The following is a 14,849-nucleotide window of genomic DNA, read 5'->3' as shown; positions in this document are numbered from 1 at the left end:
AGTGCGGAATCTGTTGAACACCACCCACCCATGGAAAGAGGGATCGATATGCGAGGGAGCGATATGCGGCGATGGATTCAAGGTCTGGGAATGGCACTGGTCATGGTGCTGTTGCTGGGCGGCTGTGGCGGCGGCGATGGCGACGGCGTCTCCAGCACCCCGTGTGGCAGCCTGGGGCTCTCGCCCAAGATCGTCAACGGCACCAACTGCGCCTCGCCCGAACTCTCGCCGGTGGTGCTGCTGTTCGTTGTGAACTCTGCCGGCGGTGTGGCCAGCTGCTCGGGCACCATGATCAGCAGCGACAAGATCCTCACCGCCGCCCATTGCGTTCGAGGCAGCGTGCGCCGGGTGGTGACCCCGGTCTGGCGTGCCGATGGCAGTGCCGCCGAGATGAACGCCCGGCGCTGGGTGGCTCACCCGGGCTTTGCGTCGACGGCGTCCGGTTATGTGAACGATGTGGCCGTGGTGTTCCTGCCCTCCGCGCTGCCCAACCCCACGATGCCGCTGCTGGTGAGTGAGCCCTCCGCCGCGAAGCAGTCGGTGTTTTTTGCGGGCTGGGGTGCGCCGGGCTTCCAGCTGGCCGTGGGGACCGCCGTTCTTGATCGGGTCAGCACCGAACAACTGGCCCACCATTTCAAGGGCGCCGGCAGCAACACCTGCGGCGGCGATTCCGGCGGCCCCATGTACCGGCAGACCGGGGCGGGCCAGGGCCTGATCGGTGTCACGTCCTTTGGCTCGACGCAGACCTGTGGCGCCGAGGACTTTTCCGTCTACACCAACCTGCAGAGCCCTGCGGTGCAGAGCTTCATCCGGGCCCAGGTGCCCGAGGCGGCCTCGATCTAAACCGGGGCTGACGGAGGGCTGCTGAGCGGGCCGTACAGCCCGCTGCGCCGGTTCTCCAGATAGGGGTGCCCGCGCGCCGCGGCCAGGGCGCCCGGGTCCAGCGTCACCCGCAGCAGTTCCTCACCGCGCCCGGCGCGCGCCAGCACCGCACCCGTGGCGCCGGCCACGGTGCTCAGGCCACCGTAGCGGATGCCGTTTTCCTGGCCGCAGGCGTTGGCGTAGGCCACGAACACCCGGTTTTCGCAGGCGCGCGCGGGCACCAACAGATTCGGCACCTCGTCGAACGCCGCCATGTTGGCCGTGGGCACCAGCACCGCGTCCACTCCCTGCAGCGCCAGCAGGCGCACGGTCTCGGGAAACTCCACGTCGTAGCAGATCAGCAGGCCCAGGTGCCAGCCGCGCCAGACGAACACCTGCGAGGCCGCGTCGCCCGCGCTGAACTGTGCGCGGTCCATGGCGCCGTAGAGGTGGGTCTTGCGGTAACGGGCGAGCGACTGACCATCGGGGCCGATGGCCTGCACGGCGTTGAAGGGCTTTCCTTGCGGGTGGTGCTCGGCGTAGCCGTAGACGATGGCGACGCCATGGCGCTGCGCGGTGGCCGCCACCGCCTGCGCCAGCGCGCCATCGGCCGGCTCGGCCAGGGCCTGCACACGTTCGGCGCCGATGGCGTAGCCGGTGAGGCCCATCTCGGGGCACACCAGGAGCTGTGCACCCTGCACGCGGGCCCGGGCTGCCGCGTCGTCGAGTCGTTGCAGCGCCTCGGCCGGGGTGGCTGCGTAGGGGGTTTGCCAGAGGGCAAGGGTGAGCGGTTCGGTGTTCATGGGATCAGCGGCTGGGGGCCGTCAGTCGGGCAAGGCCATGGGGCCGATCTGTGCGAAAACATCGCCCGGCCCCGGGTTGGCCGCGTGGCACCGTCCGCCCAGGTGGCGCACGATGCCCCAGACCGCGTTGAGCGAGGTCTGTACCGCGCCCTCGACCCAGGCCGGCGTCCACGACACATCGTCGCCCGCGATGAAGATGCCTCGCTCGGCCGCTGGAAAGGCGTCCTGCATGAAGTGGCTGTACATGCGGTGGTTGTAGCGGTAGTGGCCGGGCAGGGCGCCTTTGAAGGCACCGAGGAAATGCGGGTCGGCTTCCCAGGACACGCTGATCGGGTCGCCCACGATGTGGCTGGCGATGTCCACGTCGGGGTAGATCTTCTGCAGCGCCGAGAGCGCGAGCTGCACGCGTTTGTGTGTGTCGTGCGGCAGCATCTTGAGCGCGTCGCCCATCCAGGCGTAGGAGAGGCAGATCACGCCCGGCTTGTCCGGGCCGTTGTCGAACAGGTAGGTGCCGCGCGTGAGGCGGTCGGTGAGCGTCATGCCCAGGGTGGGCCAGCCGTTGGCCTTCAGGTCGTTCCAGAACGGGCGGTCGACCATGACGAAGGTCTTGCTCGACTGCATGTAGCGGGTGCGGTCCAGCGCCATCCAGTGCTTCTGCGAAAACAGGGTCTCTTCCACCGCGATCTGCGTGGTTAGCAGCCAGCTCTGGCAGGTGGTGAGCGCGGCCGGGTAGTGGCGCGTGTTGCTCCAGGTGTCGGTCAGCGCGAGCTGGCCGTCGGCTGCGCGTGCGATGGCGGTCACACCGTGTCGCGGCGCGCCCTGGTGCAGGCTGGCCAGCGTGGTTCCCGCCGGCCAGTGGCGCAGTTCGTGCGCGGCGGGCGCGTGGTGCCACAGGCCCACGGGCACTTGCTGGGCGCCGCCCACGATCAGGTGCTGGTTTTCATCGCAGCCGGTCAGCACCACGCGCAGGATCTCCAGCATGGAGTTGGGAAAGTCCGAGTCCCAGCCGCCGGTGCCGAAACCCACTTGGCCAAACACCTCGCGGTGGCGGAACGAGAGCGCGGCAAACGCCGGCGACTGCGCCACGAAGTCGTAAAACGTGCGGTCGTCCCACAGCGGCACCAGTCGGTCCCACAGGGCTTTGAGGCGCGGTACGTCGCGCTCGCGCAGCGCCTGCTGCAGGCCGCTGAAACCGGCGCCGTCTTCGAGCGCGCGGGCCCAGGCCTCGGCCACCTCGGCAAACAGCGGCGGCAGGTCGCTCAGGCCACGCGCCCAATGCGTCTGGCCTTCGAGATCGATCACGGTGCAGCCCGCGGCGGGGGTGAGCGGGTTGGGGAAGGGCCGGGTCTGCAGGTCGAGCCGGTTCACGTAGTGAAAAAACGCCGTGCTCGACGCCGGGAAGCGCATGCCGCCGAGTTCGGCCACCACACCCTGGCCGCCTTCGAACGGCTGCGAGCGCAGCCGCCCGCCCATGCGCGAGGCCTCGTAGACCACGGGCTTGAGGCCCAGCTTCATCAGCTCGTAGGCGGCCACCATGCCGGCCATGCCCGCGCCCACGATGGCGACCTCGCTGCCCAGCCGCTCGGGCGGCAGCTCGCCCAGCCCCTGCGGGTGGGTGATCCAGTCGTCGAAGGCAAACGGAAAGTCCGGGCCGAAGATGGTGACGGGGGCGTCGGCGGTGCGGGGGGCGGTCATGGGCAGTCTTTCGGATCGTCAGCGGGCAGTTTGGTCGGTCTTCGTCGGCGGTGCAACGGGTGGGCGCGCGGGCTGGGGCCGCGCGGCAAACTCTCAGCCTCTCAGAACAGCGACGCCAGCAGCCAGCCCGCCGTGCCCCACATCATGAGCGCGACCAGGCCGTCGAGCGCGCGCCAGACCTGCAGCGAGTTGAGCCGGCGGCCGAGCCAGAACGCGGCCGCGCCCAGCGCGAAGAACCACACCACCGAGCCCGCCGCGGCGCCCAGGCCGAACACGGCGCTGCGCTGCCCATAGGCCAGGGAAGCCGAACCGATCAGCACGGCCGTGTCGAGCCAGGCGTGCGGGTTGAGCCAGGAAAACGCCAGGGCCGACAGCACCGCCCGGCGGCGCGAGACCGGCTCGGCCGCCGGCGCGATGGGCCCTGCGGGGGTATCGCCCGGGGCGCCGGGCAGCGCGCCGGGGCGCAGAAACCGCTGGAACGCCTGCCAGCCGTACACCGTGAGGAACAGCATGCCGGCCCCCACCAGGGCGCCGTGCAGCTTGTCCGACAAGCCGCCGAGCTGGGCCAGACCGAGCACGCCCAGCGAGATCAACACCACGTCGGACAGCGCGCACACCGCCACGGTAAGCCACAGATGCTGGCGCTGCAGGCCCATGCGCAGCACATGGGCGTTTTGCGGGCCGATCGCCATGATCAGCGACATGCTCAGCACCATGCCGGCGGTGAAGGTGGGAAAAGCGAGGGACATAGCAATCTGCTCCGGAAACCGTGGATGGCCCACCCAGGCAGGGTCGGGATCAATGGTGCGGAGTGTGCTCGCCCCGGAGGGTAAATTAAACACAATCAATCAAAACTATGTTTGATCAATTAATTATTGAGTAATTGGGCGCTGAATTGGCCGTCTGAAACCTCCAGTCAGTGCACTGCCGAGAAAAATCAGATCGGCATAAAGCCTGATCACGGTCGAACCAGTTCGATTCTCACGGCAATCGCCCCTGTGCGCCGGATGGCATCCAGCCCTGAATCGATCCGCCCGAGACGGACCAGTCCGCTCGAGAGGTGGCCGTCCTTGTAGAAGATGGCGAGATTGCCCCAGGGTGCGTAGAAGCTGAGGTCGCCGGCCAAAGGCGTATAGGCCGCAGGGGCGCCTTTGAGCGACAGGGCTCGGGGCAGGTCTGCGATTTTCTCGGTCGCCGCGTAGTCCTTCAGCGTCAGGTTCAGCGGCAGCAGCGCCGCGAAATCACGGGCACTGTCGTTGTTGTCGAGTGTTGCGGTCGCCACCACGGAGCCGTCCGCGGTCATTTGAAGCTTCATGGTGGAGGCCTGTCTCGCGGGTGTTGCATTGAAAGATCCAGAGGCCGGCGTTCGGGTGCCTTGGCCGGCCGCATCGAGATCCACGGTGCTGGCCAACACGAGCATCCAGGCGGCGAACAACGCCAAGACGCCTCCCCGGCGGGCGGGCTTCGGCGCAACCTGGTGCTGGTCGCGCGCCGACTTCCGGGTCGCGGTGATCGTCTGGGTCGACATCAGGTGCTGGCCCGGGCGAGGTGCTTGTTGAAGAACGCGGTCAGCTTGTCAAACGGAATCAAGGGCACGCGGTCGTACAGGTCCACGTGACCGGCACCTGGAACGATGTGCAGTTCTTTCGGCTCGGCCGCGCGCTTGTAGGCGTCTTCGCTGAACTCTTTTGAGTGTGCCTGGTCGCCCGTGATGAACAGCATGGGCCGCGGCGAGATCGTCTCGATGTCGTTGAACGGGTAGAAGTTCATGAACTTCACGTTGCTGGTCAGCGTCGGTTGCGTGGTGGTTCGCGCCGATGCGCCCCTGGGTGTGAATTCTCCGCGTGGGGTGCGGTAGAAGTCAAAGAACTCGCGTTGGATGGGATGCGTGTCTGCGGTGAGCTGGAGCACCGTGCCGCCGGTGTACTGGACGGCGCCGCCATTGAACTCGATCTGGCGTTGCGCGGCGGCCGTTGCGATGATCTGTTTGCGTTGCTCGACCGTCTGCGAGTGGTTGAGCGCGTTGCGGTTGGCTGCACCCATGTCGTACATGCTCACCGTGGCAATGGCTTTCATGCGCGGGTCGATCTTGGCCGCGCTGATGACAAAACTGCCGCTGCCGCACACGCCGATGGCACCGATCTGCTGGGGGTCCACGAACGACTGGTTGCCCAGGAAGTCGACCGCCACGCTGAAGCTCTCGGCGTACATGTCGGGCGAGACCGCATTGCGTGGCTGGCCTTCGCTGCCGCCCCAGAAAGGCAGATCCAGCGAGAGGGTCACGAAGCCCTGTTCCGCCATCTTGGTGGCATACAGGTTGGCGCTTTGTTCTTTCACCGCGCCCATGGGGTGACCCACGACGATGGCTGGACTGCGCTTCTGGCGGTCCGGTGCCTTGGGAACGAAGAGGTTGCCCGCAACGGTCATCTGGTACTGATTCTTGAAGCTGACCTTGCGCACGGTGACCAGGTCGCTCGTGTAGAAGTTGTCGGCTCCATTGGCCAAGGGTTTGCTCTTCGGCGGCGCGGTTGCGAAGGCCTCGCCAGCGGTTGCGGACATCAAGCCCAGCGCGGCTACACCCGAGCCGGTGATCCTCAGAAACTGGCGGCGGCCAGAGGTCTTGCCTTCCTGCTCCTGCAATGCGTTGAGACCGATGTTGACAAGCGAGTGGGTTTTCATGGTTCGATGCTCCTGTGACGTTGAGTGGACCTTGGAGGGAAGTTTGCCGAGCCACATGGACATTGACTAGGTAATGGATGCTTAATGCATCTATTAACGGAGCTAATCAATCAGGAGCAGAAGTCGCCATGGCCCGACGCAACCTCAACGACTTGCTGGCATTTGTGACCGTAGCGCGTGAAGGCAGCTTCACCAAGGCCGCCGGCGCGCTGGGCGTGACGCAGTCGGCGCTCAGCCAGGCGATCCGTGGCTTGGAAGAAAGACTGGAAATCCGCCTGCTCACCCGCACCACGCGCAGCGTCGCAACGACGTCCGCTGGTGAGCGACTCATGAACGCCATTGGTCATCGGTTTGACGAGATCGAGGCCGAGCTCGACGCGTTGACCGAATTGCGCGACAAGCCTGCGGGCACGGTTCGTATCACATGCGGGGACCACGTGTTGCACAGTGTTTTGCTCCCTAGGCTCACGCCGCTGCTTCGCGAGTACCCGGACATCAAGCTGGAGTTCGACGTCAACTATGGTTTTCGCGACATCGTGGCCGACCGGTTCGACGCTGGCGTCCGAATGGGCGACACGATCGACAAAGACATGATTGCCGTGCCCATCGGCCCGCCCTTGCAGATGGCGGTGGTGGCCTCGCCCGACTACTTCACCGCCCATTCCGTTCCCAAGACGCCCGCGGACCTCACAGGGCATCAGTGCATCAACCAGCGCATGCCCACTTCTGGCGGGCTGTATGTGTGGGACTTCGCGAAGCGCGACCGCAAGCTCAATGTTCGCGTGGATGGGCCTTTGATTTTCAACACCACGCCGCCCCAGATCGACGCTGCGCTGGCTGGGTTGGGCATTTCTCTCCTACCGGAGGATGAAGTCATGACGCATGTGGCGGCCGGTCGACTCGTGCGCGTGCTGCAGGATTGGTGCCCCAGGTTTGCGGGCTACCACCTGTATTACCCGAGCAAGCGCCAGCCATCGCCGGCTTTCTCGTTGGTCGTGAGTGCACTGCGTTTCAGGGGATCAAGAGCGCAGTGAGTTCGACATGTGTCTTCGTCACATCACACCTGCTGTCGGGTCTGCGACGGTGTCTCGCCAAACAGGGCCTTGTATTCCTGCGAGAAGTGGCCCATGTGCCAGAAGCCCCAGCGCGCGGCGGTGTCGGCGATGGTGGTGGCGGGCGGTCCTTCGCGCAGGGCGCGCCGCACCGCGTTGAGCCGCACGGTGCGCAGGTAGCTCGCCGGGCTCATGCCCAGCGCTTCCTGGAAACAGTTCTGCAGGGTCCGCCGCGTCACGTGCAGGCGGGTGCACAGATCGGCCACGCTCAGCGGTTCGCCGGGCTGTTCGAACACCAGTTCCCGCACCCGGTGCACCAACTCCTGGCGCCGCTGTTGTCGGGGGTTGACGGCCTCGCTCAGCGTCTGTGGCATCACGATGTCGCTGAGCACCGTCAGCAAGGCTTCGCGCAGCGTGCGCCGGCTGGCCGCGTGGTGCAGCACTTCGGGCTGGCTCTGCAGGCTGCGCAGCACCTCGCGCACCAGCCCCACCAGCCGGTAGCGCTGCAGCGCCGTGAGTGCCTGCACCTGCGGCACACCGGCCCAGTCGTCGGGCCAAGGCCGGTGGTGCAGCGCCTGGGCGTGTTGCACCAGCTGCGCCTGGTCCAGCACCAGGCCGTAGAGGCCGTGGCCGGCCGGCACCTGGAGGTCAAAAGGCGTGTCGCCACAGGCCAGCATGAGTTGCAGGCTGCTGGTCGGGCGGCCCATGAACCGCAGCCCGCTGTCGGTTTCCGGCACGGCCAGGCCGATCCAGACCCCGCCGTGCCAGGGCCGGCAGCGCTGGTTGGTGGCGCAGTTGGCCACCTCCTCGAACACCTGCAGGTCGTGGTCGAGCAGCTCGCGCACCTCGCCGCTGAACACGCCCGCGGACGTCTGCTCGTAGTGCTGCTCCCAGGCGGCCAGGTTGCGGGCGTGGGTGTCCACATCCTGCGTGCGTTTGACGCGGAAGCAGGCGGCGGCGGTGTCGGACTGCACCAACATGGCGTGCTCCTTGGGGCGGGGTTCCAGCCGGGCCTGAGTATCAAGTTTCATGCCACCGGGCGCTCTGCAGGAAAACCCGACCTGGGCTATCCCGAATCGGAAAAAATGCAGGCCGGGCCCCGACGCTTTCCCAAACGGGATACCGCCGGGCGCACCGGATTGGACACACTGCGCCCCAGGCTGCCCGAGCCGTTTCGGGCGACTCTGGATGCGAGCAACAACATGTCAACCACCCCCAAACAGGTATCGCGCGAGCTCAAGCCCGTGCTGGGCGTCTTTTCCCTCTGGGGCATCGCCGTCGGTCTGGTGATCTCGGGCGAGTATTTCGGCTGGAGCTACGGCTGGGCCAGCGCGGGCACCCTGGGCTTCCTGGTGGCCACGGTGTTCGTGGCGCTGATGTACACCACCTTCATCTTCAGCTTCACCGAGCTGTCCACCGCCATTCCCCACGCCGGTGGCCCCTTCGCCTATGCCCGGCGCGCGTTCGGCCCCACCGGCGGCTTCATCGCGGGTTTCGCCACGCTGGTGGAGTTCGTCTTCGCGCCGCCGGCGATCTCGCTGGCCATCGGCGCCTACCTGGGGCTGCAGTTCCCCTCGCTCGACCCCAAGATGGCGGCGCTGGGCGCCTACGCCATCTTCATCACCCTCAACGCCCTGGGCGTGGGCATCGCCGCCATGTTCGAGCTGGTGGTGACCCTGCTGGCCGTGGCCGAGCTGCTGGTGTTCGCCGGCGTGGTCGCACCGGGCTGGTCGATGGCCAACTTCACCGCCAACGGCTGGGCCGGTTCCAGCGAATTCACCATGGGTACCTGGGCCGGCATCTTCGCCTCCATCCCCTTTGCCATCTGGTTCTTCCTGGCCATCGAGGGCGCGGCCATGGCCGCCGAAGAAGCCAAGGAACCGCGCCGCACCATCCCCGTGGCCTACATCACCGGTATCCTCACCTTGGTGGCACTGGCCTTCCTGGTGATGATCATGGCCGGTGGCGTGGGCGACTGGAAACTGCTGTCCAACATCAACGACCCGCTGCCCCAGGCCATGAAGATGGTGGTGGGCGAGTCCAGCACCTGGCTGCACATGCTGGTGTGGATCGGCCTGTTCGGCCTGGTGGCCTCGTTCCACGGCATCATCCTGGGCTACTCGCGCCAGATGTTCGCCCTGGCCCGCGCCGGCTACCTGCCCGCGTACTTCGCCAAGGTGCACCCGCGCTTCAAGACCCCGGTGCGCGCCCTGGTGGGCGGTGGCGTGATCGGCGTGATCGCCGTCTTCAGCGACGAGTGGGTCAGCTTCGGTGGCCTGCCGCTCACCGCCAACATCGTCACCATGGCCGTGCTGGGCGCGCTGGTGATGTACATCATCTCCATGGCCGCGCTGTTCAAGCTGCGCGCCAGCGAACCCCTGCTGGAGCGCCCGTTCCGCGCCCCGTTCTACCCGCTGTTCCCTGGCATCGCCCTGGTCTGCGGCCTGGTCTGCCTGTTCGCGGTGGTGTACTTCAACGCCATGCTCTCGGTGCTGTTCCTGGGCCTGATGGCGCTGGCCTACGGCTACTTCCGGCTCACCTCGGCGCAGCGCGACGCGGCCCCGGTGGATGCCATGCTGGGTGTACTGGAATAAAGTCCTGAACACCCCCGCCGCGCTGCGCGCGACCCCCTCAAGGGGGCGGCACTGGCCGTCCGGCAAAGCCGGCCCGGCGGTGCCCTGGGTTGGACCGTTTCATGCGTTGCGGGTGACGCCCCCGACGCCATGGACAACTGGAAGGAAGGATGCATTCGTGAGTCTGGGCACCACCCTGGGGCAGCGCGCCTACCGCTTCGAGAACCTGCGCGAGGTCATGGCCAAGGCCACGCCCTTGCGCTCGGGGGATTGCCTGGCCGGCCTGGCCGCCGCCACCGAGCAGGAGCGTGTGGCCGCGCGCTGGGTGCTGGCCGACGTGCCCCTCGCCCGCTTCCTCAACGAGGCGCTGGTGCCCTACGAAGACGACGAAGTCACCCGGCTCATCGTCGACAGCCACGACACCGCCGCCTTCGCCCCGGTGGCCTCGCTCACCGTGGGCGGTTTTCGCGACTGGCTGCTCGGCGAGCAGGCCTCGCCCGAGGCGCTGCGCCGGCTCGCCCCCGGCCTCACGCCCGAGATGGTGGCCGCCGTGAGCAAGCTCATGCGCAACCAGGACCTGATGCTGGTGGCGCGCCGCTGCGAGGTGATCACCCGCTTTCGCAACACCCAGGGCCTGCGCGGCCACCTCTCGGTGCGGCTGCAGCCCAACCACCCTACCGACGACCCCGCCGGCATCGTCGCCAGCATGATCGACGGCCTGATGCACGGCGCGGGCGACGCGGTGGTCGGCATCAATCCCGTGTCCGACAGCGTGCCCGACCTGGTGCGCCTGAACCACCTGCTGGCCGAGGTGCTGGCGCGTGGCGCCATCCCCACCCAGACCTGCGTGCTCACCCACGTCACCAATACCATGCAGGCCATGCAGCTGGGCGCGCCGGTGGACCTGGTGTTCCAGTCCATCGCCGGTACCCAGGCCGCCAACCACTCCTTTGGCATCGACCTGGCCCTGCTCGACGAAGCCCACGCCATGGCCCAGGCGCTGGGCCGTGGCACGGTGGGCCACAACGTGATGTATTTCGAGACCGGCCAGGGCAGTGCACTGTCGGCCAACGCCCACCACGGCGTGGACCAGCAGACCTGCGAGGCCCGCGCCTACGCCGTGGCGCGGCGCTACCAGCCGCTGCTGGTGAACACCGTCGTCGGCTTCATTGGCCCCGAATACCTGTACGACGGCAAGCAGATCTCCCGCGCCGGCCTGGAAGACCACTTCTGTGGCAAGCTGCTGGGCCTGCCCATGGGCTGCGACATCTGCTACACCAACCACGCCGAGGCCGACCAGGACGACATGGACAACCTCATGGTGCTGCTGGCCACGGCGGGGCTGAATTTCCTGATCGGCGTGCCCGGCGCCGACGACGTGATGCTGAACTACCAGAGCACCTCGTTCCACGACGCGCTGGTGCTGCGCGAGCTGCTGGGCCTGAAACGTGCGCCCGAGTTCGAGGCCTGGCTGCAGGGCGTGGGCGTGACCGGCGCCCAGGGCCAACTGCTGCCCGCGCCGCGCCAGCCCGCCTTGCCCACCACGCTGTGGGCGCTGCCGCAGACACCATGACCCAGCCCACACCCCCCGCGTTGCCCGTGCTCCCCGATGCGCCCGGCCCCGACCCCTGGGCTCACCTGCGCCGCCACACACCGGCGCGCATCGCGCTCGGTCGCAGCGGCGTGAGCCTGCCCACGCGCGAGGTGTTGGACTTCGCGCTCGCCCACGCGCAGGCGCGCGACGCGATCCACCTGCCGCTGGACACCGAGGCGTTGCAAACCGGTCTGCGCGCGGCCGGCTGGCCGGCCCCGCTGGTGCTGCAGAGCCAGGCGCGCGACCGGCACGAATATCTCTTGCGGCCCGACCTGGGCCGCCGCCTGGACCCGGACAGCACCGCCCGCCTGGCGCAGAGCCGGGCCGACGCTGAGCCTGCGGGCGGCGAACCCGATCTGGTGCTGGTGCTGGGCGACGGCTTGTCGGCGCTGGGCATCCAGCAGCACGCCGTGCCCTTGCTCGGCGCCATCCGCGACGCGCTCGACCCCGCTTTGCGCCTGGGGCCGCTGGTGCTGGTGCGCCAGGCCCGCGTGGCGGTGGCCGACGAGGTGGGCCAACTGCTGGGCGCGGCCATGGTGGCGATGATCGTGGGCGAACGCCCAGGCCTGAGTTCGCCTGATAGCGTGGGCATCTACCTCACCCACGCGCCCCGGGTGGGCTGCACCGATGCGCAACGCAATTGCATCTCCAATGTGCGGCCGGCCGGGCAGGATGTGGTCACCGCCGCGCGGCGTCTGGCCTGGCTGGTCGGTGAAGGCCGTCGTCTGGGTCTCACCGGCGTGGGCCTCAAGGACCACAGCGGCCTGCCCATGGTGAGCCCGGCGGCCATTGCTGGGGGGTGAGGGGCCTCTTCCGGGTTTTGCCGGATGCCGTGTGGGTGAACGGAAGGTCTCGTTCGTGGCACCTCGCGTGCCAAGGCGTGCGTGGGCAGGCCGCAGCGCTTCAGTGAGCCGGTCGGCGCGATGCGCCGACTTCCCTGCGATGCTCGCCGCCGTGGCCCGTCGCACAACTCGCTGCGTTCGCTGCGCTCTCTCCGCTCAAACAAGTGCGACAAGTCAGACAACGAAGCGCGCTGCGCGCGCGGCCACGGCCACTGCGCTTCTCGGCGCCTCACGAGGCGCGCTGCGGCCTGCCCACGCACGCCTTGGCAGAAAAGGTGTGGGTTCTCCACCGGTAGAGATCCACTTCATTTCTTTGCTGCGGTAGGCGCTGTCCGGTGGGGGCGATTTCTGGGGCGGCTGTGACCGCCAGCCTGGGGCCGGGCGCGCCAGTGCGCGCATCGTTTCTGACTCGCGGCCATTGTTTGAGCGGAGAGAGCGTAAGCGAACGCAGCGAGTTTGGCCGCGCCGGTCCCAGGCTGGTGGGCGCAGCGGAGTCGGCGCATCGCGCCGACCGCCCCAGTATGAGCACCCGCCGGACAGCGCCTGCCGCAGCCGCGAGGTGCAACGAACGACACCGCCCGTTCAGCGACAGAGCATCGAGGCAGACGATGAAAAGGAGGGAGCGAGCAGCGCCCCCCGGCTGGCTACTGACTGGCGAGGGAAAAGATGCGGTCCATGAACACCCACTTTTCTCCCGCCGGCGTCCAGGGCGTGGGAGCCTGATAGGTCCACATCAGCGTCTCCCAGCGCTGGATGACCGGGTCGGCCAGCGAAGCCTCGGCCATCCCTTGCACGCTGTACACGGCCGGGTCCACCTCCATCACCATGAACAGGCGCGTGCCCAGGCGGTAGATCTCCATGTCCAGCACCCCCTGCGCACGCAGATGGTCGCGCACCTCGGGCCAGATGCGTTGATGGGCCTGCTCGTACTCGGCGATGTGCTTGGGATCGTCCACCAGATCGAGTGCCAGGGCGTAACGCATGGGGGCTCCTTGGGTGTTGTTGTTCAGGACAGGGCCCGGTCCAGATGGGTGTAGCCCCCATCAACGAACACCCATTGCCCGGTGGTGTGGGACGAGGCGTCCGACAGCAGGAACACGCAGGTACGTGCCATCTCCTCGGAGGTCGTCATGCGTTGGCCCAGCGGAATCTTGCGCGTGATGCTGGCCAACCTTTCTTCGGGGTTCTCGAAGGACTGGATCCAGCGCGCGTACAGCGGCGTCATCACCTCGGCCGGGATCAGTGCATTCACGCGCACGCCGTCGTTCAACAGCGCCGCAGCCCACTCCCGCGTCAGGGACAGCTGCGCGCCCTTGGACGCGGTGTAGCCGCTGGTGTTGCCTTGTCCGGTGAGGGCGGTCTTGGACGACACGTTGACGATGGCGCCCTTCGTGGCCTTGAGGTGGGGCACGCAGTAATGCGCCATCACGTAGTAGTGGACCAGGTTGCGCTCCAGCGAGGCCATGAAGGCTTCGCGGCCCGCGTCCAGGCCGATGCCATCGTTCACCCCGGCGTTGTTCACCAGGCCATCGATGCGACCGAAGCGCGCCACCGTCTGCTCCACGGCCGCGCGGCAGGCCGTGTCGTCCGACAGCTCGACCTGTAGGAACAAGTGCTGCGCCGCCCTGGCCTGCAGCTGTTCCACAAATTCCGCCGACATGGGGCTCTTGCCCAGGATGACGGGAATGGCGCCTTCGTCGGCCAGGGTGAGCGAGATGGCGGCGCCGATGCCGCTGGCGCCACCGGTGACGATGACAACTTTGTCTTGAAGATGCAGATTCATAAGGCGATGCGTTGCTTGAAGGATTCAGTAATCGGACACCCCGGCAGAGAGGCAGCGTCCGGATGTGTGGGTCAGTCGTACCGTTTGTGGCGCAGGTGGTGTTTGATGTCCTGCATTCGCCGTTGCAGCGCTTCGCCGCCCAGCTGCAGTGCCACACCGATCACCAGCACATCGATCACCATCAGATGCAACAGACGCGAGAGCATGGGGCTGTACTGGTCAAGGTCCTGCCCATGGTCGATGGGGATGTGGATGTGACCGGCACTGGCCAGAGGCGACCCACTGGCTGTCATGACGATGGTGGTGGCGCCGTTCTTGCGTGCGATGTCGCAAGAGTCCATCAGTTCACGGGTGCGGCCCGAGTTGCTGATCAGCACGGCGCAGTCGCCGGGGCCCAGAACCGAAGCACCCATGACTTGCAGATGACCATCCGCATAGCTGTTGGTCCGGACACCCAGATGGAAGAACTTGAGTTGCGCATCTTGCGCCACTGTGCCGGAGTCGCCGATCCCGAAAAACTGGATCTGGCCTTGGGCCTGGCTGGCGGCGCTCAGCGCGGACACGGCCTTGTCGAGCGTGATCGCCAGGGCATGGTTGCGGTGCTTCAGGAAGGCGGAGACCGTGCTGTCAATGACCTTGACCAGGATGTCACCCGGCTTGTCGTCGGCATCGACGTGGGGGTGGATGAAGGGCACACCCTCCTGGGCCGTACCGATCAGCTTCGATTTGAAGTCCGTGAGACCGTTGTAGCCCACGCTGCGGCAAAAGCGCACCACGGTGGGGTTGCTCACCCGGGCGCGTCCGGCCAGTTCGCTCACCGGCAAGCTGGCGAATATCCGGGGGTTCTCCAGGCAGAGCCGGCCCACGCGTTGCTCCGACGGTGTGAGCGAGACCAGCGATGCCGCAATGCGGTCCAGCAGCGGAGCCTGTTGCCACGTCCCGTTGATATGGCCGTTGAACCCCCTGA

Annotated in this window: 14 protein-coding genes; 5 read left to right on the top strand and 9 right to left on the bottom strand. The window is 67.2% G+C overall.

The window, feature by feature from the left end; genetic code table 11:
- Positions 1-90 precede the first annotated feature (90 nt).
- Entirely contained in the window at positions 91-843 is a 753-nt protein-coding gene (locus HTA01S_RS05425) for a S1 family peptidase (RefSeq protein ID WP_068167563.1), read from the top strand.
- Here the strand turns inward: HTA01S_RS05425 and HTA01S_RS05420 are convergent.
- The 5 genes from HTA01S_RS05420 to HTA01S_RS05400 form a co-directional block, all read right to left on the bottom strand.
- On the bottom strand, positions 840-1,664 hold the full coding sequence (locus HTA01S_RS05420; RefSeq protein WP_068167561.1) for a carbon-nitrogen hydrolase family protein: 825 nt from the start codon (positions 1,662-1,664) through the stop codon (positions 840-842). The genes HTA01S_RS05425 and HTA01S_RS05420 overlap by 4 nt on opposite strands.
- A 21-nt stretch (positions 1,665-1,685) precedes the next feature.
- Positions 1,686-3,359: a flavin monoamine oxidase family protein gene (locus tag HTA01S_RS05415; protein ID WP_068167559.1), complete on the bottom strand. Its 1,674-nt coding sequence runs from the start codon at positions 3,357-3,359 to the stop codon at positions 1,686-1,688.
- A gap of 101 nt (positions 3,360-3,460) precedes the next feature.
- Complete coding sequence (locus tag HTA01S_RS05410) at positions 3,461-4,108, bottom strand: LysE/ArgO family amino acid transporter (RefSeq protein ID WP_068167557.1); 648 nt, start codon at positions 4,106-4,108, stop codon at positions 3,461-3,463.
- Between the two features lie 209 nt (positions 4,109-4,317).
- Complete coding sequence (locus HTA01S_RS25880; RefSeq protein WP_245638007.1) at positions 4,318-4,887, bottom strand: cyclophilin-like fold protein; 570 nt, start codon at positions 4,885-4,887, stop codon at positions 4,318-4,320.
- Entirely contained in the window at positions 4,887-5,918 is a 1,032-nt protein-coding gene (locus HTA01S_RS05400) for an alpha/beta hydrolase (RefSeq protein WP_084235904.1), read from the bottom strand. Before HTA01S_RS05400 ends, HTA01S_RS25880 begins: the two co-directional genes overlap by 1 nt.
- 248 nt (positions 5,919-6,166) lie before the next feature.
- On the opposite strand from HTA01S_RS05400, the gene HTA01S_RS05395 reads away from it, so the two are divergent.
- Entirely contained in the window at positions 6,167-7,072 is a 906-nt protein-coding gene (locus HTA01S_RS05395) for a LysR family transcriptional regulator (RefSeq protein WP_068167555.1), read from the top strand.
- A 23-nt stretch (positions 7,073-7,095) separates the two neighbouring features.
- Here HTA01S_RS05395 and HTA01S_RS05390 read toward each other — a convergent pair whose 3' ends face one another.
- The gene (locus tag HTA01S_RS05390; RefSeq protein ID WP_084235867.1) at positions 7,096-8,121 is read right to left on the bottom strand and encodes a helix-turn-helix domain-containing protein; all 1,026 of its coding nucleotides are present in this window, start codon (positions 8,119-8,121) and stop codon (positions 7,096-7,098) included.
- Between the two features lie 171 nt (positions 8,122-8,292).
- Here HTA01S_RS05390 and eat point away from each other — a divergent pair, with 171 nt between their 5' ends.
- From eat to eutC, 3 genes are all read left to right on the top strand, one after another.
- Positions 8,293-9,684 (top strand): ethanolamine permease, encoded by a 1,392-nt coding sequence (gene eat / locus HTA01S_RS05385; protein WP_068167552.1) that lies wholly within the window; start codon positions 8,293-8,295, stop codon positions 9,682-9,684.
- Between the two features lie 157 nt (positions 9,685-9,841).
- The gene (locus HTA01S_RS05380; protein ID WP_279338470.1) at positions 9,842-11,236 is read left to right on the top strand and encodes an ethanolamine ammonia-lyase subunit EutB; all 1,395 of its coding nucleotides are present in this window, start codon (positions 9,842-9,844) and stop codon (positions 11,234-11,236) included.
- Positions 11,233-12,060: an ethanolamine ammonia-lyase subunit EutC gene (eutC, locus tag HTA01S_RS05375; RefSeq protein ID WP_068167550.1), complete on the top strand. Its 828-nt coding sequence runs from the start codon at positions 11,233-11,235 to the stop codon at positions 12,058-12,060. The genes HTA01S_RS05380 and eutC overlap by 4 nt, the downstream gene beginning before the upstream one ends.
- A 683-nt stretch (positions 12,061-12,743) precedes the next feature.
- Here eutC and HTA01S_RS05370 read toward each other — a convergent pair.
- From HTA01S_RS05370 to HTA01S_RS05360, 3 genes are all read right to left on the bottom strand, one after another.
- Complete coding sequence (locus tag HTA01S_RS05370) at positions 12,744-13,082, bottom strand: L-rhamnose mutarotase (protein WP_068167548.1); 339 nt, start codon at positions 13,080-13,082, stop codon at positions 12,744-12,746.
- Positions 13,083-13,105: 23 nt separating this feature from the next.
- Positions 13,106-13,882, bottom strand: coding sequence for an L-fucose dehydrogenase (locus HTA01S_RS05365; protein ID WP_068167547.1), 777 nt, complete (start codon positions 13,880-13,882; stop codon positions 13,106-13,108).
- Between the two features lie 71 nt (positions 13,883-13,953).
- Complete coding sequence (locus tag HTA01S_RS05360) at positions 13,954-14,802, bottom strand: MurR/RpiR family transcriptional regulator (RefSeq protein WP_068168127.1); 849 nt, start codon at positions 14,800-14,802, stop codon at positions 13,954-13,956.
- Positions 14,803-14,849: the final 47 nt, after the last annotated feature.

It is taken from the genome of Hydrogenophaga taeniospiralis CCUG 15921, from assembly GCF_001592305.1.
GTDB lineage: Bacteria > Pseudomonadota > Gammaproteobacteria > Burkholderiales > Burkholderiaceae_C > Hydrogenophaga > Hydrogenophaga taeniospiralis.
This window is presented reverse-complemented; position numbering and strand designations above follow the sequence as displayed.

Coding starts and splice junctions, on each gene's coding strand:
- HTA01S_RS05400 (WP_084235904.1), bottom strand. CDS start 5,918: ATGTCCGCAACCGCTGGCGAGGCCTTCGCAACCGCGCCGCCGAAGAGC.
- eat (WP_068167552.1), top strand. CDS start 8,293: ATGTCAACCACCCCCAAACAGGTATCGCGCGAGCTCAAGCCCGTGCTG.
- HTA01S_RS05410 (WP_068167557.1), bottom strand. CDS start 4,108: ATGTCCCTCGCTTTTCCCACCTTCACCGCCGGCATGGTGCTGAGCATG.
- HTA01S_RS05370 (WP_068167548.1), bottom strand. CDS start 13,082: ATGCGTTACGCCCTGGCACTCGATCTGGTGGACGATCCCAAGCACATC.
- HTA01S_RS05420 (WP_068167561.1), bottom strand. CDS start 1,664: ATGAACACCGAACCGCTCACCCTTGCCCTCTGGCAAACCCCCTACGCA.
- HTA01S_RS05395 (WP_068167555.1), top strand. CDS start 6,167: ATGGCCCGACGCAACCTCAACGACTTGCTGGCATTTGTGACCGTAGCG.
- HTA01S_RS25880 (WP_245638007.1), bottom strand. CDS start 4,887: ATGTCGACCCAGACGATCACCGCGACCCGGAAGTCGGCGCGCGACCAG.
- HTA01S_RS05390 (WP_084235867.1), bottom strand. CDS start 8,121: ATGAAACTTGATACTCAGGCCCGGCTGGAACCCCGCCCCAAGGAGCAC.
- HTA01S_RS05415 (WP_068167559.1), bottom strand. CDS start 3,359: ATGACCGCCCCCCGCACCGCCGACGCCCCCGTCACCATCTTCGGCCCG.
- HTA01S_RS05425 (WP_068167563.1), top strand. CDS start 91: ATGGCACTGGTCATGGTGCTGTTGCTGGGCGGCTGTGGCGGCGGCGAT.
- eutC (WP_068167550.1), top strand. CDS start 11,233: ATGACCCAGCCCACACCCCCCGCGTTGCCCGTGCTCCCCGATGCGCCC.
- HTA01S_RS05365 (WP_068167547.1), bottom strand. CDS start 13,882: ATGAATCTGCATCTTCAAGACAAAGTTGTCATCGTCACCGGTGGCGCC.